This window comes from Leclercia sp. J807 (genome assembly GCF_009734465.1).
Classification (GTDB): domain Bacteria; phylum Pseudomonadota; class Gammaproteobacteria; order Enterobacterales; family Enterobacteriaceae; genus Enterobacter.
In genome coordinates this window covers 920623-944143 of sequence record NZ_CP046446.1, presented here as the reverse complement: position 1 = coordinate 944143, position 23521 = coordinate 920623, and the positions used below count along the sequence as shown (strand labels likewise).

Annotated in this window: 19 protein-coding genes; 13 read left to right on the top strand and 6 right to left on the bottom strand. The window is 60.0% G+C overall.

The genetic code is table 11. The features are described from left to right. Positions 1–4: 4 nt before the first annotated feature. Genes ccmB through GNG26_RS04355 form a run of 3 tightly spaced genes read right to left on the bottom strand, consistent with a single transcriptional unit; the run spans position 5 to position 2671 of the window. Entirely contained in the window at positions 5–664 is a 660-nt protein-coding gene (gene ccmB / locus GNG26_RS04365; RefSeq protein WP_156237894.1) for a heme exporter protein CcmB, read from the bottom strand. Continuing rightward, positions 655–1263 carry a cytochrome c biogenesis heme-transporting ATPase CcmA gene (ccmA, locus tag GNG26_RS04360; RefSeq protein ID WP_156237893.1) on the bottom strand — a complete coding sequence of 203 codons (609 nt, stop codon included), beginning with the start codon at positions 1261–1263 and terminating at the stop codon, positions 655–657. Before ccmA ends, ccmB begins: the two co-directional genes overlap by 10 nt. A 10-nt stretch (positions 1264–1273) precedes the next feature. Continuing rightward, positions 1274–2671, bottom strand: a complete 1398-nt coding sequence (locus GNG26_RS04355) for a cytochrome c peroxidase (RefSeq protein WP_156237892.1) — start codon at positions 2669–2671, stop codon at positions 1274–1276. Between the two features lie 412 nt (positions 2672–3083). On the opposite strand from GNG26_RS04355, the gene GNG26_RS04350 reads away from it, so the two are divergent. From GNG26_RS04350 to fbpC, 6 genes are all read left to right on the top strand, one after another. Then, entirely contained in the window at positions 3084–3713 is a 630-nt protein-coding gene (locus tag GNG26_RS04350) for a response regulator transcription factor (protein WP_103823983.1), read from the top strand. Then, positions 3713–5254, top strand: a complete 1542-nt coding sequence (locus GNG26_RS04345) for an MASE1 domain-containing protein (protein ID WP_156237891.1) — start codon at positions 3713–3715, stop codon at positions 5252–5254. Before GNG26_RS04350 ends, GNG26_RS04345 begins: the two co-directional genes overlap by 1 nt. Positions 5255–5339: 85 nt before the next feature. Continuing rightward, positions 5340–6641, top strand: coding sequence for an MFS transporter family glucose-6-phosphate receptor UhpC (gene uhpC, locus GNG26_RS04340; protein ID WP_103823981.1), 1302 nt, complete (start codon positions 5340–5342; stop codon positions 6639–6641). 13 nt (positions 6642–6654) lie between these two features. Then, positions 6655–7686: an ABC transporter substrate-binding protein gene (locus GNG26_RS04335; protein ID WP_032616757.1), complete on the top strand. Its 1032-nt coding sequence runs from the start codon at positions 6655–6657 to the stop codon at positions 7684–7686. A gap of 63 nt (positions 7687–7749) precedes the next feature. Continuing rightward, the gene (locus GNG26_RS04330; RefSeq protein WP_156237890.1) at positions 7750–9828 is read left to right on the top strand and encodes an iron ABC transporter permease; all 2079 of its coding nucleotides are present in this window, start codon (positions 7750–7752) and stop codon (positions 9826–9828) included. A gap of 4 nt (positions 9829–9832) precedes the next feature. After that, positions 9833–10879 carry a ferric ABC transporter ATP-binding protein gene (fbpC, locus tag GNG26_RS04325; protein WP_114315800.1) on the top strand — a complete coding sequence of 349 codons (1047 nt, stop codon included), beginning with the start codon at positions 9833–9835 and terminating at the stop codon, positions 10877–10879. 87 nt (positions 10880–10966) lie between these two features. On the opposite strand, the gene mmuM is transcribed toward fbpC, so the two are convergent. Beyond that, on the bottom strand, positions 10967–11899 hold the full coding sequence (gene mmuM, locus GNG26_RS04320) for a homocysteine S-methyltransferase (protein WP_156237889.1): 933 nt from the start codon (positions 11897–11899) through the stop codon (positions 10967–10969). Continuing rightward, positions 11886–13283 (bottom strand): S-methylmethionine permease, encoded by a 1398-nt coding sequence (gene mmuP / locus GNG26_RS04315; RefSeq protein WP_156237888.1) that lies wholly within the window; start codon positions 13281–13283, stop codon positions 11886–11888. Before mmuP ends, mmuM begins: the two co-directional genes overlap by 14 nt. Positions 13284–13812: 529 nt before the next feature. Between mmuP and GNG26_RS04310 the strand changes: the two genes are divergently transcribed. The 4 genes from GNG26_RS04310 (at position 13813) to GNG26_RS04295 (ending at position 19028) form a co-directional block, all read left to right on the top strand. Then, complete coding sequence (locus GNG26_RS04310; RefSeq protein WP_156237887.1) at positions 13813–14922, top strand: AI-2E family transporter; 1110 nt, start codon at positions 13813–13815, stop codon at positions 14920–14922. A gap of 14 nt (positions 14923–14936) precedes the next feature. Continuing rightward, complete coding sequence (locus tag GNG26_RS04305) at positions 14937–16742, top strand: diguanylate cyclase (RefSeq protein ID WP_156237886.1); 1806 nt, start codon at positions 14937–14939, stop codon at positions 16740–16742. 17 nt (positions 16743–16759) lie between these two features. Then, positions 16760–17104 (top strand): DUF1294 domain-containing protein, encoded by a 345-nt coding sequence (locus tag GNG26_RS04300; RefSeq protein WP_156237885.1) that lies wholly within the window; start codon positions 16760–16762, stop codon positions 17102–17104. A 100-nt stretch (positions 17105–17204) separates the two neighbouring features. Beyond that, on the top strand, positions 17205–19028 hold the full coding sequence (locus tag GNG26_RS04295; RefSeq protein WP_156237884.1) for a glycoside hydrolase family 15 protein: 1824 nt from the start codon (positions 17205–17207) through the stop codon (positions 19026–19028). A 72-nt stretch (positions 19029–19100) separates the two neighbouring features. Here the strand turns inward: GNG26_RS04295 and GNG26_RS04290 are convergent, their stop codons facing one another. Further along, entirely contained in the window at positions 19101–19367 is a 267-nt protein-coding gene (locus GNG26_RS04290; RefSeq protein ID WP_114315806.1) for a type II toxin-antitoxin system HicB family antitoxin, read from the bottom strand. 311 nt (positions 19368–19678) lie between these two features. On the opposite strand from GNG26_RS04290, the gene paoA reads away from it, so the two are divergent. Genes paoA through paoC form a run of 3 tightly spaced genes read left to right on the top strand, consistent with a single transcriptional unit; the run spans position 19679 to position 23516 of the window. Next, the gene (gene paoA / locus GNG26_RS04285; RefSeq protein WP_156237883.1) at positions 19679–20368 is read left to right on the top strand and encodes an aldehyde dehydrogenase iron-sulfur subunit PaoA; all 690 of its coding nucleotides are present in this window, start codon (positions 19679–19681) and stop codon (positions 20366–20368) included. After that, positions 20365–21321 (top strand): xanthine dehydrogenase family protein subunit M, encoded by a 957-nt coding sequence (locus tag GNG26_RS04280; RefSeq protein WP_114315808.1) that lies wholly within the window; start codon positions 20365–20367, stop codon positions 21319–21321. The genes paoA and GNG26_RS04280 overlap by 4 nt, the downstream gene beginning before the upstream one ends. Continuing rightward, positions 21318–23516 (top strand): aldehyde oxidoreductase molybdenum-binding subunit PaoC, encoded by a 2199-nt coding sequence (gene paoC, locus GNG26_RS04275; protein ID WP_156237882.1) that lies wholly within the window; start codon positions 21318–21320, stop codon positions 23514–23516. The genes GNG26_RS04280 and paoC overlap by 4 nt, the downstream gene beginning before the upstream one ends. Positions 23517–23521: the final 5 nt, after the last annotated feature.

Genomic DNA, 23521 nt, shown 5'->3' with positions numbered 1-23521 from the left:
TGGATTAATGCAGGCTGATCCTCAGCGCAGCGGCAGTGACAAACGGGCTCAGGGTGGCGCTGGCTGCCAGCAGCGCCCCGAGAAGGGCCAGATAGCCGGTAACGGGCAGGTGCAGCGCGGCGGCGTCCATCGCCGCGGTCGCAAAAATAAGCAGCGGAATGGTCAGGGGCAGCATCAGCAGGCTCAGCAGCACCCCGCCCCGCCGGAGCCCAACCGTGAGGGCCACGGCGGGGGCACCGATAAAGCTCAGCGTCAGGGTGCCGGGCAGCAGGGTGGCGGCCATCACCTGCCATCCGCTGAAATCTATGCCCAACAGCAGCGCCGCCAGCGGCGAGAGCAGGAGCAGCGGAAGCCCGGCAACCAGCCAGTGGGCGAGGATTTTCGCCAGCACCGCCAGGGGCAGCGCCACCGGCAGCAGCATCAATTGCTCAAGACTGCCATCCTGCAGGTCATCCCGGAACAGACGCTCCAGCGCCAGCAACGAGGCCAGCAGCGCCGCCACCCACACCACGCCGGGGGCGATGCGCGCCAGCATCTGCGGCTCCGGGCCCATCCCGAGCGGAAACAGGGTAATGACAATCAGAAAAAACCACAGCGGGTTGAGTAGCTCCCCCCGGTGACGGAACGCCGCACACAGCTCCATCCGGCAGATTTTCAGGAACATGGCGCGTCATCCTTGAGCGAAAGCCGCCGCAGCGGCAGGGTTAACCCGCACGGAGGCTGGTGACTGGTAAAGATCGCCGCCCCGCCCGCCCGGGCATGCTGCTCCAGACGCTGAGACAGTAGCGCGACGCCTGCGGCATCGATCGCCGTAAAGGGCTCGTCAAGGATCCACAGCCGGGCGGGACTTAGCCATAAACGCGCCAGCGCCACGCGCCGCTCTTGTCCGGCAGAGAGCTGGCCGACGGGACGCTCTTCATAGCCGTTAAGCCCCACCAGGCGCAGCGCCGCATCGGGGCACGCCGGATGGTAAAAGCGTAAATTCTCCCGCGCCGTCAGCCGGGCCTTGATCCCCGGCTGGTGCCCCAGCCACAGCAGCTGTGAATGAAAGGTGTCGCGCACGGCGGCAAGCGGCTTCCCCTGCCAGCGCACCTCGCCGCTGTCCGGCGATGAGAGCCCGGCCAGCAGACGCAGCAGCGTGGTTTTCCCCGCACCGTTTTCCCCCGTCACCTGCATCAGGTCGCCGGGTTGCACGGCAAACGACAGGCCGCTAAATAGCATTCTGTCGTTGCGTTCACAGCGGAGATTCCGGGCCTCAAGCATATGGCATCCTTTAATGGCCCTGAGGCTGCCAGGGGGTATAAACGCCGGTCAGGCTGTCGAGGAAGGCGACAATATCATCCACCTCGTTTTGCGGCAGGCTGGTGCCCACCTGATGGCGCAGCATCAGCTTCACCGCCTCGTCGAGGGAGGGCACATCCCCGCGGTGGAAGTACGGCGCGGTTAAGGCCACGTTGCGCAGACCCGGCACTTTCTGGCGCAGGCGGTCACGCACCTCATTAGTGACGTTCATGCGTCCGATATCCGCTGCCGTCACCTCGCCAAAGTCATACTCTTTTTTCAGCCCCAGCGGTTCAAACGAGCGTCCGCCGAGGATCACCCCGCCGTGGCAGGTGGCGCATTTGTTCTCCTTGAAAAGCTGGTAGCCATGCTTTTGCTGTGCCGTCAGGGCGTTTTCATCCCCGCGCAGCCACTTATCAAATGGCGCGTCCGGGGTGATGAGCGTTTTTTCATATTCGGCGATGGCATCGGTGATGGTGTCGCCGCTAAAGCCCTGCGGGTAGACCGCTTCAAAGGCTGTTTTAAGCGCCGGATCGGCATCCAGTTTGGCGATAATGTCATCCCAGGATTTCGAGGCCATTTCAATGGGGTTCAGCGGCGGACCACCGGCCTGTTTTTGCAGATCGGCGGCGCGACCATCCCAGAACTGCTCTACGTTAAAGGTGGCGTTAAAGACCGTTGGCGCGTTGATCGGTCCCACCGCGCCATTAACGCCAATGGAGGTCTGGCGCCCATCCACGCCGCCTGCGTTCAGGGAATGGCAACTGGCACAGGAGAGCGTGCTGTCCCCGGAGAGACGGGTGTCGTGATACAGGCGGAAGCCGAGCGCGACTTTGGCTGCGTCAACCGGTAACGCCCGCGGCACCGGCTGCACCGGTTCATTACGATGGGCAGCCGCCACGTCCAGGCGGGCATAATGGCTTTCACGCTGCTTTTTAATCCAGTCCAGGATCAGCAGGCGCTCATCGTCATTCATTTGTCCGGCCCAGTGCAGCGCGACATAGCGTGTCGGCGGCATGGTCTGATGCTGCATCACCCATTCGATTTTATTCAGATCGCTTTGCGATACGGCACGGTCATTAATTAATGCGCTGCGCACCGCTTCCAGATTAAAAGAGTTATAACCAAGGCGGGTGTCATATTCCATCAGCTGTTTCGCTACCGGAAATGAGGCGTAAAAAGGTAATGCGGCGGAGGGAGTATGGCAATAATCACATCCTTTTTCACGGAACAGACTCAGAATCTGATTATTTTCTTTTATCGCAGAGAGCTGAACATCGCTTTCCTGAATACGGGCTTTATCGTGATACCAGACGTAGCCTGATAACCCCAGATAACAGGCCGCCGCGCCTGCAATGCATAGAGAGGCAATACGGGTTAATTTCTTCATTTTCCATCCTCGGGAAAAAAGCATCCATAAGAAGAATTCGTTTTATATTTTTAGCGGGATCATCATAAAAGGGTGGCGAGCGGGTTTGTTGACAGCAGTCAAGATAGATTATTGGCGAATGCTATTACTGGAATAGGATTTAACGATTGAAAGGCAATTCAATATTCACCCAAATAATAAACATGAGCATATTAATATATATTTAAAATAATCTTTGCCCAAATTAATAATCACGGTTTATGCCGGGCGGCGCAGTAAGACGGTTTGCTGTTGGTTTTGTAGGCCGGGTAAGGGGCAACGCTACCCGGCATTATTGCAATTTTGTTACATCCGTTACATAACCGCAGCCGCACAATTGCCAGCCACCCATTGACAGGCATCATAGGCGGATAACTTCGCAAAGGTATCTGAGATGATCAAAGTGGTGCTGGTGGACGATCACGTGGTGGTGCGTTCCGGGTTCGCCCAGCTGTTAAATCTGGAAGACGATCTGGTGGTGGAAGGCCAGTACAGCAGCGCCGCAGAGGCCTGGCCCACCCTCAGCCGCGAGGCCATTGACGTGGCGGTGCTCGACGTTGCCATGCCCGATGAGAACGGCCTGAGCCTGCTCAAGCGCCTGCGCCAGCAGCGCCCGGGCTTTCGCGCCATTATCCTCAGCATCTACGACACTCCCGCCTTTGTGCAGAGCGCGCTGGACGCCGGGGCCAGCGGGTATCTCACCAAGCGCTGCGGCCCGGAAGAGCTGGTCCAGGCGGTACGCTCCGTGGGCATGGGCGGCCACTATCTGTGCGCCGATGCGGTCAAAGCCCTGCGTGGCGGCGAGCCGGTATCACAGGCGCTGGCGGTGCTGACCCCGCGCGAGAAAGAGGTGTTCGAGCTGCTGGTCCAGGGCAAAAGCGTGAAGGAGATTGCCTTCCAGCTTGAGCTCAGCCACAAAACCGTCCATGTCCATCGCGCCAACGTGTTGGGCAAACTGCAGTGCAACAGCACCATCGAGCTGGTGCACTTTGCCCTCGATCACCAGCTGCTGACTGGCCACTGATGCGGCGCTCCCTGCGGCACCTCATCCTCTCGCTGTTTATCATGCTGGCCTGGGGCACCGGCTGGCTGATGCTGTGGACGCTGAGTTTTTACCTCACCCGCAACGGGCAGCAGGCGGCGCTGTTTTTGCCTCAGGGCGTCTATCTGGCGCTGCTGATCGTGCTCTCGCGCCGCTTCTGGCCAGCGCTGATCCTCCCTCCGCTGGCGGCGATGTTCTGGCTGCACGAGGAACAGCTGCTGACCCATCACCTGATGCTGGTGGTGCCGCTGGTGGGCACCGTCAGTGCGTGGCTGGCGCAGCACTACTGGCACCGCTATCCCCTCTACTGGCAGCGTTTGTCGCTGCTGATCGCGGCAGTGACCCTCAATGCCCTGCTCCAGACCCTGATCCTGGCGCCGTTCCTTGAAAGCCCGGCCACGCTGCTGGTGCTGGCCTCCTTTACTGGCGGGGTGCTACTGACGCCGTTCGTCTACCTTGTGTTTGAGTTTTTGCGCCAGCAGCATCGCTACCATCTGCTGGGGCTCGATACCAGCAACCCGCCGCTGCGCACCTCGCTTATCATCTGGTGCAGCCTGTTTTTTATCATCGGCATCGGCACCCAGATGGTGCTCTCCCCGTCCCTGGAGCGGCTGCTGCTGATTGTGGTGTTTCTGCCCAACGTGGTGATGGCGTGGAAGTTCGGCTGGCAGGGCGGCGTGCTCTCCGGGCTGCTGGGCAGCATGATGATCACCATTGCCCGTCAGGTCGGCGTAGGGTTCAGCGATCTGCTGGAGCTGGAAATTTTTCTCGCCACCCAGTCGCTGCTGGGGATTGGGCTGGGGATCGCCATCAGCCGCCAGCAGCATCTGGCGATGAACCTCGATCACTATCGACGTCGGCTGGAGGCCGAGTTACAGGCCCGACGCGAGCTGACGGAAAAGCTGATCCATACCGAAGAAGATACCCGCAAGCACCTGGCCCGGGAGCTGCACGACGAGATTGGGCAGAACATTACCGCCATTCAGATCCAGTCCCAGTTGGTGAAACGGGCGGGAGATAATCCGCAGGCGCTGGAAGCCGCCGGGCAGATCAACGAGCTGGCCCGCCGCATTCACCACTCCACCCGCCAGCTGCTGCGCCAGCTTCGCCCCCCGGTACTGGACGAGCTCTCCCTGAACGAGGCCCTGCACCACCTGGTGAACGAGTTCGCCTTTGCCGAGCGCGGCATTCAGTGTCGGTTTGACTACCGGCTCACCGCCCCGCCGCAGAGTGAAACCCTGGTCTTCACCCTCTATCGATTACTCCAGGAACTGCTGAATAACGTCAGCAAACACGCCAACGCCAGCGAGGTCAGCGTCCTGCTCTGTGAGCAGGATAACCAGCTGCGCCTGGAGGTTAAGGATAACGGCAACGGTCTCAGCACGCAGCAGATCCCCGGCTTCGGCATCCAGGGGATGCGCGAGCGGGTGCATGCCCTGGGCGGCGAGTTTACCCTGGAGTCGCAGGGCGGCACGCGCGTAATTGTTAACCTGCCCACAGTTTTGCAACAAACACACCGCTAACCAGGAAAAAGTCTTAGTCACGCCAGACTTTCTCTCATCCCTTTTTCCTCGCGCTTTCATACAGTCATTGCAAATGGAGAACGCCATGCCCGCACTGTCAGCTGAACAGGTTACTCAACGCTACCGCAGGCTGCGCCCGCGACTGCTGCTCTGCATGGCGACGGGCTACGCCGCGTTTTACCTGACGCGTAAAAGCCTCAACTACGTGCTGCCCGCATTGCAGTTGGATCTGGGGTTAAGCAAGAGCGATATCGGCCTGATCGGGTCACTGTTCTACCTCAGCTACGGCCTGTCGAAATTTGCCGCCGGACTGTGGCATGACAGTAAAGGCCAGCGGGCGTTTATGGGCATCGGCCTGATGGCGACCGGGGTGCTGAACGTGCTGTTCGCCTTCGGCGACTCCCTGCCCTTGCTGCTGTTTATCTGGACGCTGAACGGCTTCTTTCAGGGATGGGGATGGCCGCCCTGCGCCAGGTTGCTCACCCACTGGTATTCGCGTAACGAGCGCGGCTTCTGGTGGGGATGCTGGAACACCTCTATTAACATCGGCGGGGCAATTATTCCGCTGATCTGCGCCTTCGCCGCCCATCGCTGGGGCTGGCAGGCGGCGATGCTGACACCGGGGATCATCAGTATCGTGCTCGGCCTGTGGCTGACCACACAACTGCGGGGCACACCGCAGGAAGAGGGTCTGCCGTCGGTCGGGGAGTGGCGCAACGATCCGCTGGAGTTGCGCCAGGAGCAGCAGAGTCCGCCGATGGGGCTGTGGCAGATGTTACGCACCACCATGCTGCAAAACCCGATGATCTGGCTGCTCGGGGCCTCCTATGTGCTGGTCTATCTGATCCGCATCGCCCTGAACGACTGGGGCAACATCTGGCTGGCGGAGAGCCACGGGGTAAACCTGCTAAGCGCCAACGCCACGGTGATGCTGTTCGAGGTGGGCGGTCTGCTCGGCGCCCTCTTCGCCGGATGGGGATCGGATCTGCTGTTCAGCGGCCAGCGGGCGCCGATGATTTTGCTGTTCACGCTGGGGCTGATGGTGTCGGTTGCCGCCCTGTGGCTGGCCCCGGTTCACCACTATGCCCTGCTGGCGATGTGCTTTTTTACGGTGGGATTTTTTGTCTTTGGTCCGCAAATGCTCATCGGCCTTGCCGCCGTGGAGTGCGGACACAAGCAGGCAGCAGGCTCGATTACCGGTTTTCTTGGTGTGTTTGCCTATCTGGGGGCGGCGCTGGCCGGATGGCCGCTGTCGCAGGTTATCGAACGCTACGGCTGGTCGGGGATGTTCAGTTTGCTCTCCATCGCCGCCGTACTGATGGGTTTACTCCTGATGCCGCTGCTGATGGCGGGCATCACCGCTTCTCGCAGTCACATAACGTCATAAAAAGGGCTGAATAATGAAAACAACGCTTCTCTCTACCCTCATTGCTTCCGGGATCGCGCTGGCAACCTTAACCGGTGCCGCACAGGCCAAAGGCCGCCTGGTGGTCTACTGCAGCGCCACCAACGAAATGTGCGAGGCCGAAACCAAAGCGTTTGGCGACAAGTACGACGTCAAAACCTCGTTTATCCGCAACGGCTCCGGCAGTACGCTGGCGAAAGTGGATGCCGAGAAGAAAAACCCGCAGGCTGACGTCTGGTACGGCGGCACCCTGGACCCGCAGTCTCAGGCCGGTGAGATGGGGCTGCTGCAACCATATAAATCGAAAAACCTGGAGCAGATCATGGAGAAATTCCGCGATCCGGCCAAGGTGAAAGGCAACCTCTCCTCTGCGGTTTACGTGGGCATTCTGGGTTTTGGCGTTAATACCCAGCGCCTGAAAGAGAAGAACCTGCCGGTGCCGCAGTGCTGGAAAGATCTGACCAAACCGGAATACAAGGGCGAGATCCAGATTGCCGATCCGCAAAGCTCCGGCACCGCCTACACCGCGCTGGCGACCTTCGTCCAGCTCTGGGGAGAAGATCAGGCTTTCGACTATCTCAAACAGTTGAACGGCAACGTCTCCCAGTACACCAAATCGGGCATCGCCCCGGCGCGTAACGCTGCCCGCGGTGAAACAGCCATCGGCATCGGCTTCCTGCACGACTACTCGCTGGAAAAAGAACAGGGCGCGCCGCTGGAGTTGATCTCGCCTTGCGAAGGCACCGGGTATGAAATCGGCGGCGTTAGCATCCTGAAGGGGGCACGCAATGAAGAGAACGCGAAGCTGTTCGTGGACTGGGTGCTGTCGAAAGAGGCCCAGGAGCTGGCGTGGAAGCAGGGCAAGTCCTATCAGATCCTGACCAACACCACCGCAGAGACCTCTCCGAACTCGCTGAAGCTCGATGACCTGAAGCTCATCAGCTACGACATGGATAAGTACGGCTCCACGGATGTGCGTAAGGCGTTGATCAACAAGTGGGTCAGCGACGTGAAGATGGGTAAATAAGCCCGCTATTGCTCCTTTGCCGGGTGGCGCTACGCTTACCCGGCCTACAACACCGGAATACCTATGTCACAGACACTCGCTCTCCATCCCGTGGAAAAACGGGATGCGGTCTTCCTTTGGGTTTTTGTTAGCTGGCTGGCGTTTGCCCTGCTGCCGAGCTGGAGCCTGGATTACGGCCTGCTGGAGTCCACCGGCGACGAGATCCTCGACGCCTACAGTTGGTCACACTTCAACATTAGCTGGCTGTGGTATCTGCTCCCCACCCTGCTGCTGGTGCGCCCGTTCACCGAGGCGAAGCGCGAACAGCGCAGCCGCCACTACCTCGACGCCGGCTGGGCGTTGCTGTGCATGGCCTTTGTGGTCATCAGCGCCACCCTCGAAGGACGCGGCCTGGGCTACGCCACCATCGTGCTGTTTATGGCGCTGGGGGCGATCATGACCCTGGCCCTGACCCGCCTCGAGTGGCTGGGCGGCGACCGCTTTGTCATCGGCTCGCTGATTACCATTGTCGCCCTGATCGGCATCTTTATCGTCTGGCCGAGCATCGCCATCTTTATTCCGATGTTCACCAACGACGCCGGGGAGTTCGCCCCGCTGGCGTTTATGAATGTGCTGTCGCAGGCGCATATCATCCAGGTGATCATCAACTCGATCCTGCTCTCGATCGCCGTCGGCATCGGCTGCACCTTCTTCGGCCTGGTGCTGGCGATCTACACTACCCGCATCGCCAGACGCAGCGCCATTATTGGCCGTATTTTCTCCATCCTGCCGATTGTTACCCCGCCGTTCGTGGTGGGTCTCGGCGTGACGCTGATGATGGGTCGCTCCGGCTACATCACCGAGCTGATGGTGGACTGGTTTGGGCTGACCAATACCAACTGGCTGTATGGCTTCACCGGTATCTGGCTGGCGCAGGTGCTGGCCTTTACGCCGATGGCCTTTATGATCCTCGACGGGGCGATCAAGACCATTCATCCGTCACTGGAAGAGGCATCCTACACCCTGCGCGCCAGCCGCTGGCAGACCTTTAACGGCGTCTTTGTCCCGCTGCTGAAACCGGCGCTGGCTAACGCCTTCCTGATCGTCATCGTGCAGTCGCTGGCCGACTTCAGTAACCCGCTGGTGCTGGGGGGCAACTTCGACGTGCTGGCGACGCAGATCTACTTCTACATCACCGGCTCCCAGCTGGACTACCAGGCGGCCAGCACCCTCGGCGCCTTCCTGCTGCTCTTCTCCCTGCTGGTGTTCTGCATCCAGTACATGTGGATCGGCAAGCGCTCCTACGTCACCGTCTCCGGCAAGTCCTACCGCGGCGACGTCCAGCCCCTGCCCGTCACCCTGGTGTGGAGCGTGGTTGCCCTGCTGGCGGTGTGGATCGCCTTTAACGCCCTGCTCTACGGCAGCATTTTCTACGGCAGCTTTACCGTCAACTGGGGGGTGGATTACACCCTGACGCTGGGTAACTTTATCAAGCTCTTCGGCCAGGGGATGAGCGACGGGGCATGGCCTTCACTGCTCGATACCCTGCTCTACGCCGGGATCGCGGCGCCGATCACCGCCGCCTTCGGGCTGCTGATCGCCTGGGTAGTGGTGCGCCAGCAGTTCAGGGGCAAAAAGACCATCGAGTTCACCACCATGCTCTGCTTTGCGGTACCTGGCACCGTGGCGGGGGTGTCGTACATCCTGGCCTTTAACAGCGCCCCAGTGTACCTCACCGGCACCGCCGCCATCGTCATTATCTCGATGGTGATGCGTAACGTGCCGGTGGGCATTCGCGCCGGGATCGCGGGGCTGGGCCAGATCGACAAATCGCTGGACGAAGCCTCGCTGAGCCTGCGCGCCGGAAGCCTGCGCACCATTACGCACATTCTGCTGCCGCTGCTGCGCCCGGCCATTCTGTCGGCGCTGATCTACAGCTTTGTGCGCGCCATTACCACCGTCAGCGCCATTGTGTTCCTCGTCACGCCGGATACCCGGGTGGCAACGGCCTACATCCTGAACCGCGTGGAAGACGGCGAATACGGCGTGGCGATTGCCTACGGCTCGATCCTGATTGTGGTCATGCTGGCGATCATTTTCCTCTTTGACTGGCTCATCGGTGAGGCGCGTATCTCCCGTTCAAAAGCCAAAAACCAGGCGTAACACTATGACTCAGAAACATTTCGTTGAACTGCGTAACGTGACCAAGCGCTTTGGCGCCAACACGGTGATTGAAAACATCAACCTGGCGATCCCCCAGGGGCAGATGGTGACCCTGCTCGGCCCCTCCGGCTGCGGCAAAACCACGGTGCTGCGTCTGGTGGCCGGGCTGGAAAAGCCCACCGACGGGCAGATCCTCATCGACGGCGAAGACGTGACCCACCGCTCCATTCAGCAGCGTGATATCTGCATGGTGTTCCAGTCCTACGCCCTCTTCCCGCACATGTCGCTGGGGGAGAACGTCGGCTACGGCCTGAAGATGCTCGGCGTGTCGCGCGCAGAGATCAAATCCCGCGTCAAAGAGGCGCTGGCGATGGTGGATCTGGAGGGCTTCGAGGACCGCTATGTGGATCAGATCTCCGGCGGCCAGCAGCAGCGCGTGGCGCTGGCCCGCGCCCTGATCCTCAAACCGAAAGTGCTGCTGTTTGATGAGCCTTTAAGTAACCTCGACGCCAACCTGCGCCGCAGCATGCGCGACAAGATCCGCGAGCTGCAAAAGCAGTTCAACATCACCTCGCTGTATGTGACCCACGACCAGAGCGAGGCCTTTGCGGTGTCGGACACCGTGCTGGTGATGAACAAGGGCAACATCATGCAGATTGGCTCCCCGCAGGATCTCTATCGCCAGCCCGCGTCGCGCTTTATGGCGAGCTTTATGGGCGATGCCAACCTGTTCCCGGCTACCTTCACCCAGGATTACGTGGCGATCCACGGCTATCGCCTGCCGCGCCCGCTGCACTTTGCCGCCCAGGGGGCTGGCACCGTTGGGGTGCGCCCGGAGGCGATCACCCTAAGCCAGCACGGCGAGACGAGCCAGCGCTGCGTGATCCGCCACGTCGCCTATATGGGGCCGCAGTACGAGGTGATTGTGGAGTGGCACGGGCAGGAGATTTTACTGCAGGTGAACGCCACGCGGCTGCAGCCGGACGTGGGGGAAGAGTATTTCCTGGAGATCCATCCGTACGGGATGTTTGTGCTGGCTGAGGTGGCCTGATTGATGCCCGGCGGCGCTACGCTTGCCGGGCCTACAAACCGCATGAACCGTAGGCCGGGTAAGGCGTAGCCGCCACCCGGCAAAAACTTAGCGCTGCGCGTTTAAATCTGCAATGTCTTTCGGCGTGGTGCGACAACATCCCCCAATCAGCTTCGCCCCTGCCGCTAACCACTGCGGCAGATACCCCGCCAGCGTCTCGCACGCTTCCCCATGATGGTGCCAGGTCTTACTCACCGCATCATAATGCTCGCCCGAGTTCGGGTAGACCACCAGCGGCAGCGCCGTCAGGCTTTGCAAATACTGCAGCGCGGCGGTGGTCTTCTCCAGCGCGATACAGTTAATCCCCAGCGCAATCACCTGCGGATAAGTCGCCAGCACCGACACCACCTCGCGCAGCGGCGTGCCGTCGCTCAGGTGCTCGCTGTCGCGCAGCGTAAACGAGAACCACGCCCGGGCGCGCGGGTATGTTGTCAGCAGATCCGCCAGGGCTTTAATTTCAGCAAACGATGGCAGGGTTTCGCAGGCCAGCAGATCCGCCCCGGCATCCAGCAACGCCTCTACCCGCGGACGATGAAAGGCGGTAAACACCTCTGCGCTGCGCAGATAGTCGCCGCGGTATTCCGACCCGTCCGCCAGATACGCGCCATAGGGCCCCACCGAACCGGCCACCAGCAGCGTACCGGCCTGCGGATTTTCCGCCAGATACGCTTCCCGCGCCTTGCGCGCCAGCTCAACGCTTTTGCTAATTAGCGCCCGGGACTGTGTCTCATCCAGCCCGCGAGCGGCAAACCCGTCCGGCGTGGCCTGATAACTGGCGGTGATCGCCACCTGCGCCCCGGCGCGGAAGTAGTCGAGGTGCACGTCGCGGATCAGCTCCGGGTTCTCCATTAATACTTTCGCCGACCACAGGCTGTCGGCCAGGTTACAGCCGCGCGCTTCCAGCTCCGTTGCCATCGCCCCGTCCAGCACCACAAACGGCTGGGTTTCAAGGAGGGCGGTAAGCGGATTATTCTGCGACATGTTCAGGCTCCTGGGTTTTCAGATTTTGAGTAAGGTAGTACGCGCCATAGCAGAGCGCCACAAACGGCAAACCACAGTCAAGGGCAATGCGCTGGCTCGGGTCAAAGGCCAGGCCGACGCAGGCCACCAGGCAGAGGATAAAGCCCAGAACCGGCACCAGCGGATACCACGGGGCGCGGTAGTGCAGATCGCCGAGCGGTTTACCGGCCTGCAGATGACGGCGGCGGAAGACAAAGTGCGAGGCGCAGATGCTGATCCACACCGCCACCACCGCAAAACCGGAAATCGCCGACAGGGCGACAAATACCGTATCCGGGGCCACCACGCTTGAGAAGAGCGCCAGCACGCCGCCCAGCATCGACACCGACAGCGCCGTCAGCGGCACACCGTTTTTGTTCACCCGGGCAAAGCAGCGCGGCAGGGTATTTTCATTCGACAGGGACCACAGCATCCGTCCGGAAGCGTAGAGTCCGGAGTTGGCCGCCGAGAGGATCGCCGTCAGGATGACAAAGTTAACGATATCCGCAGCATACGGAATGCCCACCTTCTCAAACACCAGCACGAACGGGCTTTTTTCCACCCCGGCCTGCTGCATCGGGATCAGCGCCGCCAGCACAAAAACGGTGCCGATAAAGAAGATGATCAGCCGCGCAATGGTGGTGCGAATGGCGACAGGAATCACCTTGTGCGGATTTTCGGTTTCACCCGCCGCAATGCCGATCAGCTCGGTGCCGGAGAAGGCGAAGTTAACCGCCACCATGGTCATCAGGATCGGCAGCCCGCCATGCGGGAACCAGCCTTCGGCGGTGATGTTCGACAGCCCCGGCGCGGGAGAACCGTCCTGCATCGGGATAAAGCCAAAGATGGCCGCGCCGCCCAGAACAATAAAGGCGATGATGGTGATGACCTTCACCAGCGAGAACCAGAACTCCCCTTCGGCAAAGAAGCGGGTTGAGATGACGTTGAGGGCAAAAATGACCGCGCAGAAGACCACGCACCACACCCAGACCGGCACCTGCGGGAACCAGTACTGCATGCAGAATCCGGCGGCGGTAAAGCTCGATCCCAGCGCTACCGTCCAGGTGAGCCAGTAGAGCCACGCCACGGTATAGCCGGTTGCCGGGCCGAGATAGCGTGCGGCATAGACGTGAAAGGCGCCGGTCTCCGGCATCGCCACAGAGAGTTCGCCGAGGCACTGCATCACCAGCCAGACCACCAGCGCGCCAATCAGATAGGCCAGCAGCGTGCCCGCCGCCCCGGTGGTGGAAATAATGTAACCCGTATTAAAAAAGAGCCCTGTGCCAATCACGCCGCCGAGGGAGAGCATGATCAGGTGGCGGGTCTTCATGGTGCGCTGTAGCTGCCCGTTTTGTTCTGTTTGCATATCACCTTCTATACGTATGGACATCTAAACATCCAAAAGAAGGTGTGTTTATACCGCGATTGTTAACAAATTGCTAGCCATGCACCAGACGAAGACGCGCGCGACGGGCGCTCAGCCGGGGCCGCACCGTGTAAATCACGTAGAGATAGGGTCGCCATGCCATAGGACACCTCCTGCAAACCGGTACTTACAGCATGTACCGCGCCAGGCCCCGCGTCGGTCAGGCGAAAGTGGGATCTGTTTATTAGCCGCTAAACTGGCGAGTGGTGCGGCCTGATGCCCGGCGGCGCTGCGCTTGCACGGGCCTACGGACTGGCGGGTGGTGCGGCCTGTTGCCCGGCGGCGCTACGCTTGCGCGGGCCTACGGACTGACGGGTGGTGCGGCTGCCCGTCGGCGCTGCGCTTGCGCGGGCCTACTTATCCACGTAGGCCAGGTAAGGCGCAGCCGCCACCCGGCAGCAGACCGCAATATGTTAAATTACGCAAAACACTCTATAGTCGTAGTGTTTCATTAAAAAAGGATGAGCTGATGCGATTTAACGGACTGACCAAAGGTTTCTTCATACTGATACTGCTGATGGTCTCATGGGCGTTTTTTGATGTGCTGTCGCCCTACTTCTCGGCCATTCTGTGGGCTGCTATCCTGGCGGTGATTTTCTATCCGGTCAAAAACACCCTGCGTATCAAGCTGGGGGATCGCAACGGGCTGGCGGCGCTGCTGAGCGTGCTGCTTATTTGCCTTATCGTCTTTATTCCGCTGATGGTGATCTTTTCCTCGTTAGCCTTTGAACTCAATATTGTTTATACCCGCCTGCAGCAGAACGACACCCAATTTTCCGGGGTGTTCGCTGGTCTCTTCTCTCATCTGCCCGACTGGCTACGCGCGCTGATGATCGAACACGATCTGGATACCGCCGCGCAGATCCAGCAGAAGCTCTCTGAAGCGGCGTTACGCGGCGGGCAATACCTTGCCGGCAGCGCCTTCCTGATTGGTAAAGGCACCTTTGGCTTCGCCATCAGCTTTGGCGTGATGGTCTATCTGCTGTTTTTCCTGTTGAAAGATGGCCCGTGGCTGGTGCGCCAGATCCTCGACAGCCTGCCGCTGTCGAATTTCGCCAAACAGCATCTGTTTGCCAAATTTGCCGGCGTCGCCCGAGCAACGGTAAAAGGCACGGCCGTGGTGGCCCTGGTCCAGGGTGTGCTGGGCGGTATCGCCTTTTGGATAGTCGATATTAATGGCAGCATCTTGTGGGGCGCGCTGATTGCGTTCCTGTCGCTGATCCCGGCGGTCGGCTCGGCCATCGTCTGGGTACCGGCAGCCATTTTCCTCTTCGCCACCCATCAGCTATGGCAGGGGCTGTTTATCGTCGGCTTCTTTGTGCTGGTGGTGGGGCTGGTGGATAACCTGCTGCGTCCGCTGCTGGTGGGTAAAGACACCAAAATGCCCGATTATCTTATCCTCATCACCACTCTCGGCGGGATGGAGATTTACGGTATCAACGGCTTTGTGATTGGTCCGTTGATCGCCGCCCTGTTTATCGCCTGCTGGAATCTGCTTTCGGGTCGCGATCATGCCGGTAATGCCGAAGAGATTGACGATGCGATTATCGAGGAAGGGAAAAATTCGCCTGATCTATGAAGAAGGAATAAACCGTGCGCATCGCCACTATTACTAACTGGGCATACGGTGCCACGGTTTGTCTGACTATCGCTTCCGGCGTGGCTATGTTGATGGCCTCCAGCGCCGAAAGCGTTGAGCGGCAGGCCGTTGAACAGCGCTACGTCTTCGATCAGCTCACCGAAGAGGTGGAAGTTGACGCCTGGGCGCTCTCCGACCTGGCGCGGTTGTACGTCATTAAACAGGATCCCGCGGTGGCAGAGGAGTACCGCCAGAAAGCGGAAACGATGGTCAGAATTGAGCATCGCCTGCAAAAGCTGAAAGACTCGGGTGCCAGTGAGGAAGAGCTGGCGCTGCTGCACGAAGGTTTGCAGGTGGCCGATGCGCTGCAGGATGAGCAACAGAGCGCCATCGCCAGCGCCGGGCGCGGGCAGCAGCCTCAGGCCATTGAGCTGCTTTATGGCGAGCGTTATGAAAATGAGCTGGAGCAGGTCCAGAACCAGCTTGACCATTTTCGTCAGATGCTGGACAGGCGTACCGACGCGGCCATTGACGATGCCACGGTAAAATCCCGCGGGCTGCGTACCCTCTCCGAAGTGATGGTCGGCCTGACTGCGCTGATGTTTTTATTTGTGCTCGGTTTTATCCTCAAACGCCGGGTGCTGCGCCCGGTGGTGCGCCTGAGCGACGTAGTCAACCGGCTGGCCTCGCAGGATTATGGGGTCGAAGCCCCGGACTATCGCCAGATCGATGAGATTGGCGATATGGCCCAGGCGATTCGGATCTTCCGAGAGAACGGCCTGGCACGGCAGCGGCTGGAAAAAGAGCGTGATGCCGACTGGGCGATCCGCGAGCTGCTGGCGCGAATGACGCAGCGGCTGCAGGGGTGCGAGTCCATTGAGGATGTGCTGAACGTGGCGCGGCTGTTCGCCCCCAGCATTGCGCCGGGTATCGCCGGGCGGATCTGGCTGCTTGAGCACGATCCGTGGCAGATGCGCTGTGTCGCCGAGTGGCTCGATCCGCAGGGGGACGCCGATCCCTTCCATCCGGACCAGTGCTGGGCGGTGCGCCGCGGCCAGAGCCATCCGCCGGTCAACGGCGAGCCGGATATCGCCTGCTACCATCTGCCGGACAGCAGCGCTCCTCACGCGCTCTGTGTGCCATTGATTGCCCAGGGTGAAGCCATCGGTCTGCTCTCGTTCCAGAACCTGACCCCGGAGATGGCGCCGTCCCGCGCCTATCTGGAGCTGATGGCCGAGGCGCTCGGTCTGGCGCTGGCTAACCAGCGGCTGCGCGATGCCCTGCTGGAAAAAGCGCTGTTCGATCCGCTGACCGGCCTGCGCAACCGCCATCATCTGGAAGATGCTCTGCGCACCCAGATGAACCAGGCGATGCACAGCGGTACGCCGTTAAGCTGCCTGATGATCGATATCGATTACTTTAAAGCTATCAACGACAGACTGGGTCACGATGCGGGCGACCAAGTGATTAAAAGCGTGGCGGCTATTGTCCAGCGTGCAGTAAGCGACAAGGGCATGGCGTTCCGCTATGGCGGCGAGGAGTTTCTGGCCCTGCTGCCGGGCGCGGATGAAGAGACGGCGTTTACCTGCGCCAGTGAAATTCATGCCGCTGTGCATAACCTGACGCTGCGTTATGAGCTCTCGGAGATCGGCCCGGTTGATGTATCGATCGGCATTGCCAGCTATCCGCAGCATGCTCAGGGCGATAACCTGCTGCGCGCCGCCGACGTGGCGCTCTACCGGGCGAAAGAGCTGGGGCGTTCAAGGATCGTCAGCTTTGGGATGCTGGAAGAATCACGTATCATCCCTCGTCCGGTTTGATTACTGATACTGCCTCCATGAACCTGACGCTCATCTGTTACTCCCTTCTGGCCCTGGCCGCTGCGGGCAGCGCCTTGTCCCCTCACCCTTTTGCGATGTGGTTTCTGCTCGCCAGCGCGCTGACGTTTATGATCTACGGCGCCGACAAAATGGCGGCCCGCAAAGCCTGGCGCCGGGTTCCGGAGTCGACCTTGCTGGTCTGCGGGGTAGTCGGCGGGTGGCCGGGCGCCATCTTCGGCCAGCAGCTGTTTCGCCATAAAACCCAAAAACAGCCTTTTAAAACGTATTTTATGGTCAGCGTGATCCTTAACCTCGTGGTGCTGATCCTGGCGGCCATCAATCATGGCAGAGTGCCTTTGTAAAAGAGGTGTACGCGAAGAGAGACATACAGCATCGGTGAAAGCGCGATATTCATCGCATTATGCCAGGCTTTATGTTCATCAAAGAAAAGGGATCGCTCATTTGAAAAATGCGAAATACGATATGCCGATGCGTGATAACGGGTTCGTTGGCCTCGGGGACTATGCTGCTATCGGTGAAGGACGCTCGGTAGCGCTCATCGCCCCGGATGGCTCAATCGACTGGTGGGGCGCGCCCAATCTCGATTCCCCGCCCCTCTTCGATCGGCTACTGGATCCCAACATCGGCGGTTTTTTCAGCCTGACACCTGCGGATGAATACACCGTCTCGCGCGCCTATCGCGATGACAGCAACATTCTGGAAACCCGCTATGAGACAAAAGCTGGCACCGTTCTGTTAACCGAATCCATTAACAGTACCCTGGCAGGCCGCCTGCCCTGGAGTGAGCTGGCACGCCGTCTGGAGGGCCTGCGCGGCACCGTGACGTTCAGGCTTCATCTGCGGTTCGGAACGATGATCGAAACGCGCTCGCCCTGGCGTTCAGATACCTTCAAGGGCAGCGTTTATCATATTGGCGATCTGATGGCGATGCTGCACACCAGCGAAAACGTGGTCATTACCCATGCCGATGATGAAGAGGTCGAGGCGGAGATCGTCCTGAAGAAAGGGAGCCGGGAGGTGGTTGCTCTGCTGGTGACGCAGAGTGAGCCGCTGGCGGTGCCCGATATCGAGGCGATTGATAACCGCATTGAGACCAGCCACACCGCGTGGCAGGACTGGGTGAAGGGACTGAAATATGATGGCCTGTATAAAGATCACGTTATCCGCTCCGCGCTGGCGCTGAAGTTCCTCTGGTATTCGCCTACTGGCGCGCTGGCGGCGGCGGCCACCACCTCTCTGCCGGAGGGGCCCGGTGGCAGCAAAAACTATGATTACCGATTTGCCTGGGTGCGCGATGCCTGCCTGATTATCAAAGCCTTTACCTATCTTGGCACCCTTGAAGAGTGTAAGGCGGCCTTCTCCTGGCTGTCGAAAACCATCATCAAACACGGCCCGGAGATGCGGGCCTGCTATACCCTCGACGGTGAGCTGGTGCCGGAAGAGAAGTACGCGGAGCTCCAGGGCTACCGGGATTCGCAGCCGGTACGCCTGGGTAATAATGCCCGCACCCAGCGCCAGCTGAGCATGTATGGCGATATGCTGGGGGTGGCAAAACTGTTCGTCGAGGCGGGCCATATTCTGGATACGGGCACGTCGCGCTTTTTAGGCCATCTTGCCAATCAGTGCGCCGACCGCTGGCGCATGAAGGATTCCGGCATCTGGGAGCTGCCGGAAGAGCGGCACTATACCCACTCAAAAATGTCCTGCTGGCTGGCGCTGGACTGCGCCGTGGTACTGGCGGAGGGCAGCCATATCGAACCCACATGGAAAGCTCGCTGGGCGCGGGAGCGGGACAGGATCCGCGACTGGATTGAAGAGCACTGCTGGTCCGAAACCCATCAGGCCTACTGCTTTTACAGCGGCGATGGCGGGCTGCTGGATGCCTCACTCACCCTGGTGTCGCGCTACGGTGTGAAGGTGAACCCGAAGCGCATGAAGCTCACCTATCAGGCAATCTATCGCGAGCTGGGCCATAACAGCGCAATGATCTACCGCTACAGCGGCGTTGAGCAGGAGGAGAGCACCTTTATCGCCTGCGCCTTCTGGCTGGCTGAGGCCTGGGCCTCCATGGGCGAACCAGCGCAGGCAGAAGCGAACATGGATGAAATTCTCAACACCCTGTTCCACCGCGGCAATGTCGAAACCTTCAATGAGATGTTCGATACCCGTACCGGCGAATGGGTCGGCAATATGCCCCAGGGGTTAAGCCATCTGGCGCTGATCTGCGCGGCACAAGCCATTAGCGATCACCGGCAGGATAAATAGCGCGGGCCGACGAAGCGCAAAGCAATATTGCCTGCCTGACGGACTATCAGGCAGGCATGAAGGCAAGCAGAATCAATGCAGAATGGCTTTCAGCCGTTGCAGCGCCATTAAAGGCCGCAGGGTTCGCTGCTGGAAGGGTTTAACGCCGGTAATGGAGCAGGCGTTCAGATAGCTATCCAGCGCATCCCGGGCGGCAACTTTCAGCTCTTTGACATTGCTCGCCATAAAGCGGGCTTCACTTTTGGTATTCAGAAATACGCCACGGAACATATCAACCACCGGATCGTAGGTCACCCGGGCTTTATGTCCGTCGATAAAGAGTGTATTTGAACGGCTCATCCTTGAGAATCATCCTAATCAACTTAATTGTTATGGATATTACGCTCCATAAATCAAATTAAAAAGTAGTTTTGAAGTTAAAAAAATTTTTGAATATGGCCAGGTAGCTTTACGGTTTGTAAGGGCATACGGCCAGGTCAGAGACGATCCCTCTGTTCGCAAAATCACTTATTAAACCGCCTCATAACTGCATTCACCTTTTGAGAATAATCCCACCGACATCGCCGTCTATGCTTAACGTTTAAAAACAGACGACAACGTCGCGCCCTCTTTGAACGTTATTTCCCCCCTTTGCATACCGGAGGCCTGGCATGAGCAACCAAGGCGAATACCCCGAAGATGGTGAGTTCGGGAAGCACGAACAACACGATTTTAGCCTGTCCCGACGGGCCCTTTTAAAAGCCAGCGCCGCAGCGGCGGCGACCGCGGCGGTCTATCCCTGTTCCGCCCTGGCAGAGGGCGAACCCGCCGTCACCCCTGCACCGGAGAAGATGCCGGTAACGTTTCGCGTCAACGGCGAGGAGCAGCAGCTGGAGGTGGATACCCGCACCACCCTGCTGGATGCCCTGCGCGAGAACCTGCACCTGACCGGCACCAAGAAAGGCTGCGACCACGGACAGTGCGGCGCCTGCACCGTCATCGTTGACGGGCGCAGGATCAATTCCTGCCTCACCCTGGCCGTGATGCACCAGAACGCCGATATCACTACCATTGAGGGTCTGGGCACCCCTGACAATCTGCACCCTATGCAGGCCGCGTTTGTTAAACACGATAGCTATCAGTGCGGCTACTGTACGCCGGGGCAAATTTGCTCCTCGGTGGCGGTGCTGAAAGAGATTGAAGAGGGTATCCCCAGCCATGTGACCCTCGATCTGGTCTCCCCTCCCGAAATGAATGCGCAGGAGATCCGCGAGCGCATGAGCGGCAACATCTGCCGCTGCGGCGCGTACGCCAATATTCTCGCTGCCATTGAGGATGTCGCCGGAGGGCAAAAATCATGAAAGCCTTCACCTATGAGCGGGTAAAAACCCCGGCTGAAGCCGCCGCCAGCGCCCAGCGTACGCCTGGCGCCAAATTTATCGCGGGCGGCACCAATCTGCTGGATCTCATGAAGCTGGAAATTGAGACCCCTGGGCATCTGATCGACGTGAACGGCCTGGGGCTGGATAAGATTGACGCCACTGACGAAGGCGGGCTGCGCATCGGCGCCCTGGTGCGTAACACCGATCTGGCCGCAGATGAGCGCGTGCGCCGTGACTATGCCGTGCTTTCCAGAGCACTGCTGGCCGGAGCGTCTGGTCAGTTGCGCAACCAGGCCACCACAGCGGGCAATCTTCTGCAGCGCACGCGATGCCCCTATTTTTACGATACGAACCAGCCCTGCAATAAACGCCTTCCCGGCAGCGGTTGCGCGGCGCTGGAAGGTTTTAGTCGTCAGCATGCGGTCGTCGGGGGGAGCGAAGCCTGTATTGCCACTCACCCGGGCGACATGCCCGTCGCGATGCAGCTGCTGGACGCAGTGGTAGAAACCATCGCCGCGGACGGAAAGACGCGCAACATCCCCCTCGCCGACTTCTATCGTGCGCCGGGAAAAACGCCCCATATCGAGACCGTCCTGACGCCCGGCGAATTGATTACCGCCGTCACCCTGCCGCCGCCCGTGGGCGGGCAACACATCTACCGTAAGGTTCGCGATCGCGCCTCCTACGCCTTTGCGCTGGTGTCGGTGGCGGCGATTGTCCAGCCAGATGGCACCGGACGCGTCGCGCTGGGCGGCGTCGCCCATAAACCCTGGCGGATGGCGCAGGCCGATGCGCAACTGCCCCAGGGCGCACAGGCGGTATATGACGCGCTGTTTGCCGACGCTCACCCGACGGCTGAAAACAGGTTCAAACTCACCCTGGCGAAGCGAACGCTTGCCTCCGTGCTGACAGAAGCGAGGGCTCAGGTATGAAATTTGAGAAACCGGCAGGGGAAAACCCAATCGATCGGTTAAAGGTGGTTGGACAGCCCCATGACCGTATCGACGGCCCGTTAAAAACCACCGGCAAGGCGCACTATGCCTACGAATGGCACGACACCGCACCCAACGCGGCCTATGGCTATGTGGTCGGTTCGGCGATTGCCAAAGGCGAGATTGCCGCCATCGACACCCAGGCCGCGAAAAACGCGCCGGGCGTGCTAACGGTCGTGACGGCCAGCAGTGCCGGCGAACTCGGCAAAGGCGAGCGAAACGCGGCCACCCTGCTGGGCGGCCCGAAAATAGAGCACTACCATCAGGCCGTTGCGCTGGTGGTGGCAGAGACGTTCGAACAGGCCCGGGCCGCGGCGTCGCTGGTGCAGGTCCAGTACCGGCGTGAAAAGGGTGCCTGGTCGCTGGCGGAGGAAAAACCCGCCGTCAACCAGCCCCCGGAGAAGACCCCTGACAAAAACGTCGGCGATTTTGACGCGGCCTTTGCCGCCGCCGAGGTGAAGATAGATGTGACCTATACCACCCCCGATCAGAGCCATATGGCGATGGAGCCGCATGCCTCTATGGCGGTCTGGGACGGCGACAAGGTGACCGTCTGGACCTCCAATCAGATGGTCGCCTGGTGCCGCACCGATCTGGCGGCGACGCTGAAGATCCCCGAGGAGAACGTGCGCATCATCTCCCCGTATATCGGCGGAGGCTTTGGCGGCAAGCTGTTCCTTAGGAGCGATGCGCTGCTGGCCGCATTGGCGGCCCGAACCCTGAAGCGCCCTGTAAAGGTCATGCTGTCGCGCCCGACAATCCCCAACAACACCACCCACCGCCCGGCTACCATTCAGCATATCCGCATCGGAACCGACAAGGCGGGCAAAATTACCGCCATCGCCCATGACAGCTGGTCCGGCAATCTGCCCGGCGGCACGCCGGAGACGGCGGTGCAGCAGACCGAACTGCTTTATGCGGGCGCCAATCGTCATACCGGCCTGCGGCTGGCAAAACTGGATCTGCCCGAGGGCAACGCCATGCGCGCCCCTGGCGAAGCACCGGGCATGATGGCGCTTGAGATCGCCATTGATGAGATGGCGGAGAAAGCGGGCATCGATCCTGTCGAATTTCGCATTCTCAATGATACTCAGGTCGATCCGGCCGATCCCAAACGCCCTTTCTCCCGCCGTCAGCTTATCGAGTGCCTGCGTACCGGCGCCGAGACGTTCGGCTGGAAGCAGCGCAACGCAACGCCCGGCCAGGTTCGCGACGGACGCTGGCTGGTGGGCTACGGCATGGCGGCCGGTTTTCGCAATAACCTGTTAGAAAAATCGGGTGCCCGGGTGCATCTGGACGCGGACGGAAACGTGACGGTAGAAACCGACATGACGGACATCGGCACCGGGAGCTATACCATCATTGCCCAGACGGCGGCGGAGATGCTGGGCGTGCCGCTGGACAAGGTGACGGTGCATCTCGGTGATTCGAACTTCCCGGTGTCGGCCGGTTCAGGCGGCCAGTGGGGTGCGAACACCTCCACTTCGGGGGTTTACGCCGCCTGCGTGAAGTTACGCCAGACCATTGCCACGAACCTCGGTTTTGATCCGGACCAGGCGCAGTTTAGCGACGGGAAGATCACCCTTGATACCCGCAGCGCGGACATTCGCGAGGCCGCAGCCAACGGCACGCTGACCGCCGAAGACAATATCGAGTTTGGCGATCTGGATAAGCAGTATCAGCAGTCGACCTTTGCCGGTCACTTTATCGAAGTGGCGGTAGATAGGGCGACAGGTGAAGTCCGGGTCCGCCGCATGTTGGCGGTCTGTGCCGCAGGCCGGATCCTGAACCCGAAAACCGCCCGCAGCCAGGTAATCGGCGCGATGACTATGGGACTCGGTGCGGCGCTGATGGAAGAGCTGGCGGTGGATACCCGCCTGGGCTACTTCGTCAATCATGATATGGCGGCGTATGAAGTGCCGGTTCATGCTGATATCCCGGAACAGAAGGTGATTTTCCTCGACGATACCGACCCCATCTCCTCGCCGATGAAGGCCAAAGGGGTGGGTGAACTGGGGCTGTGCGGCGTCGGGGCGGCCATCGCCAATGCGATCTATAACGCCACGGGGGTGCGGGTGCGGGAGTATCCCATCACCCTGGATAAACTGATCGATGCGCTACCCGATGTGGTGTAAGGAGA

Excerpts from the sequence above, each read along its gene's own strand:
- paoC (WP_156237882.1), top strand. The coding sequence starts at position 21,318 with ATGAAATTTGAGAAACCGGCAGGGGAAAACCCAATCGATCGGTTAAAG.
- GNG26_RS04330 (WP_156237890.1), top strand. The coding sequence starts at position 7,750 with ATGTCACAGACACTCGCTCTCCATCCCGTGGAAAAACGGGATGCGGTC.
- GNG26_RS04280 (WP_114315808.1), top strand. The coding sequence starts at position 20,365 with ATGAAAGCCTTCACCTATGAGCGGGTAAAAACCCCGGCTGAAGCCGCC.
- GNG26_RS04350 (WP_103823983.1), top strand. The coding sequence starts at position 3,084 with ATGATCAAAGTGGTGCTGGTGGACGATCACGTGGTGGTGCGTTCCGGG.
- fbpC (WP_114315800.1), top strand. The coding sequence starts at position 9,833 with ATGACTCAGAAACATTTCGTTGAACTGCGTAACGTGACCAAGCGCTTT.
- ccmB (WP_156237894.1), bottom strand. The coding sequence starts at position 664 with ATGTTCCTGAAAATCTGCCGGATGGAGCTGTGTGCGGCGTTCCGTCAC.
- ccmA (WP_156237893.1), bottom strand. The coding sequence starts at position 1,263 with ATGCTTGAGGCCCGGAATCTCCGCTGTGAACGCAACGACAGAATGCTA.
- GNG26_RS04290 (WP_114315806.1), bottom strand. The coding sequence starts at position 19,367 with ATGAGCCGTTCAAATACACTCTTTATCGACGGACATAAAGCCCGGGTG.
- GNG26_RS04310 (WP_156237887.1), top strand. The coding sequence starts at position 13,813 with ATGCGATTTAACGGACTGACCAAAGGTTTCTTCATACTGATACTGCTG.
- GNG26_RS04355 (WP_156237892.1), bottom strand. The coding sequence starts at position 2,671 with ATGAAGAAATTAACCCGTATTGCCTCTCTATGCATTGCAGGCGCGGCG.
- mmuP (WP_156237888.1), bottom strand. The coding sequence starts at position 13,283 with ATGCAAACAGAACAAAACGGGCAGCTACAGCGCACCATGAAGACCCGC.
- GNG26_RS04300 (WP_156237885.1), top strand. The coding sequence starts at position 16,760 with ATGAACCTGACGCTCATCTGTTACTCCCTTCTGGCCCTGGCCGCTGCG.
- paoA (WP_156237883.1), top strand. The coding sequence starts at position 19,679 with ATGAGCAACCAAGGCGAATACCCCGAAGATGGTGAGTTCGGGAAGCAC.
- GNG26_RS04335 (WP_032616757.1), top strand. The coding sequence starts at position 6,655 with ATGAAAACAACGCTTCTCTCTACCCTCATTGCTTCCGGGATCGCGCTG.
- uhpC (WP_103823981.1), top strand. The coding sequence starts at position 5,340 with ATGCCCGCACTGTCAGCTGAACAGGTTACTCAACGCTACCGCAGGCTG.
- mmuM (WP_156237889.1), bottom strand. The coding sequence starts at position 11,899 with ATGTCGCAGAATAATCCGCTTACCGCCCTCCTTGAAACCCAGCCGTTT.
- GNG26_RS04345 (WP_156237891.1), top strand. The coding sequence starts at position 3,713 with ATGCGGCGCTCCCTGCGGCACCTCATCCTCTCGCTGTTTATCATGCTG.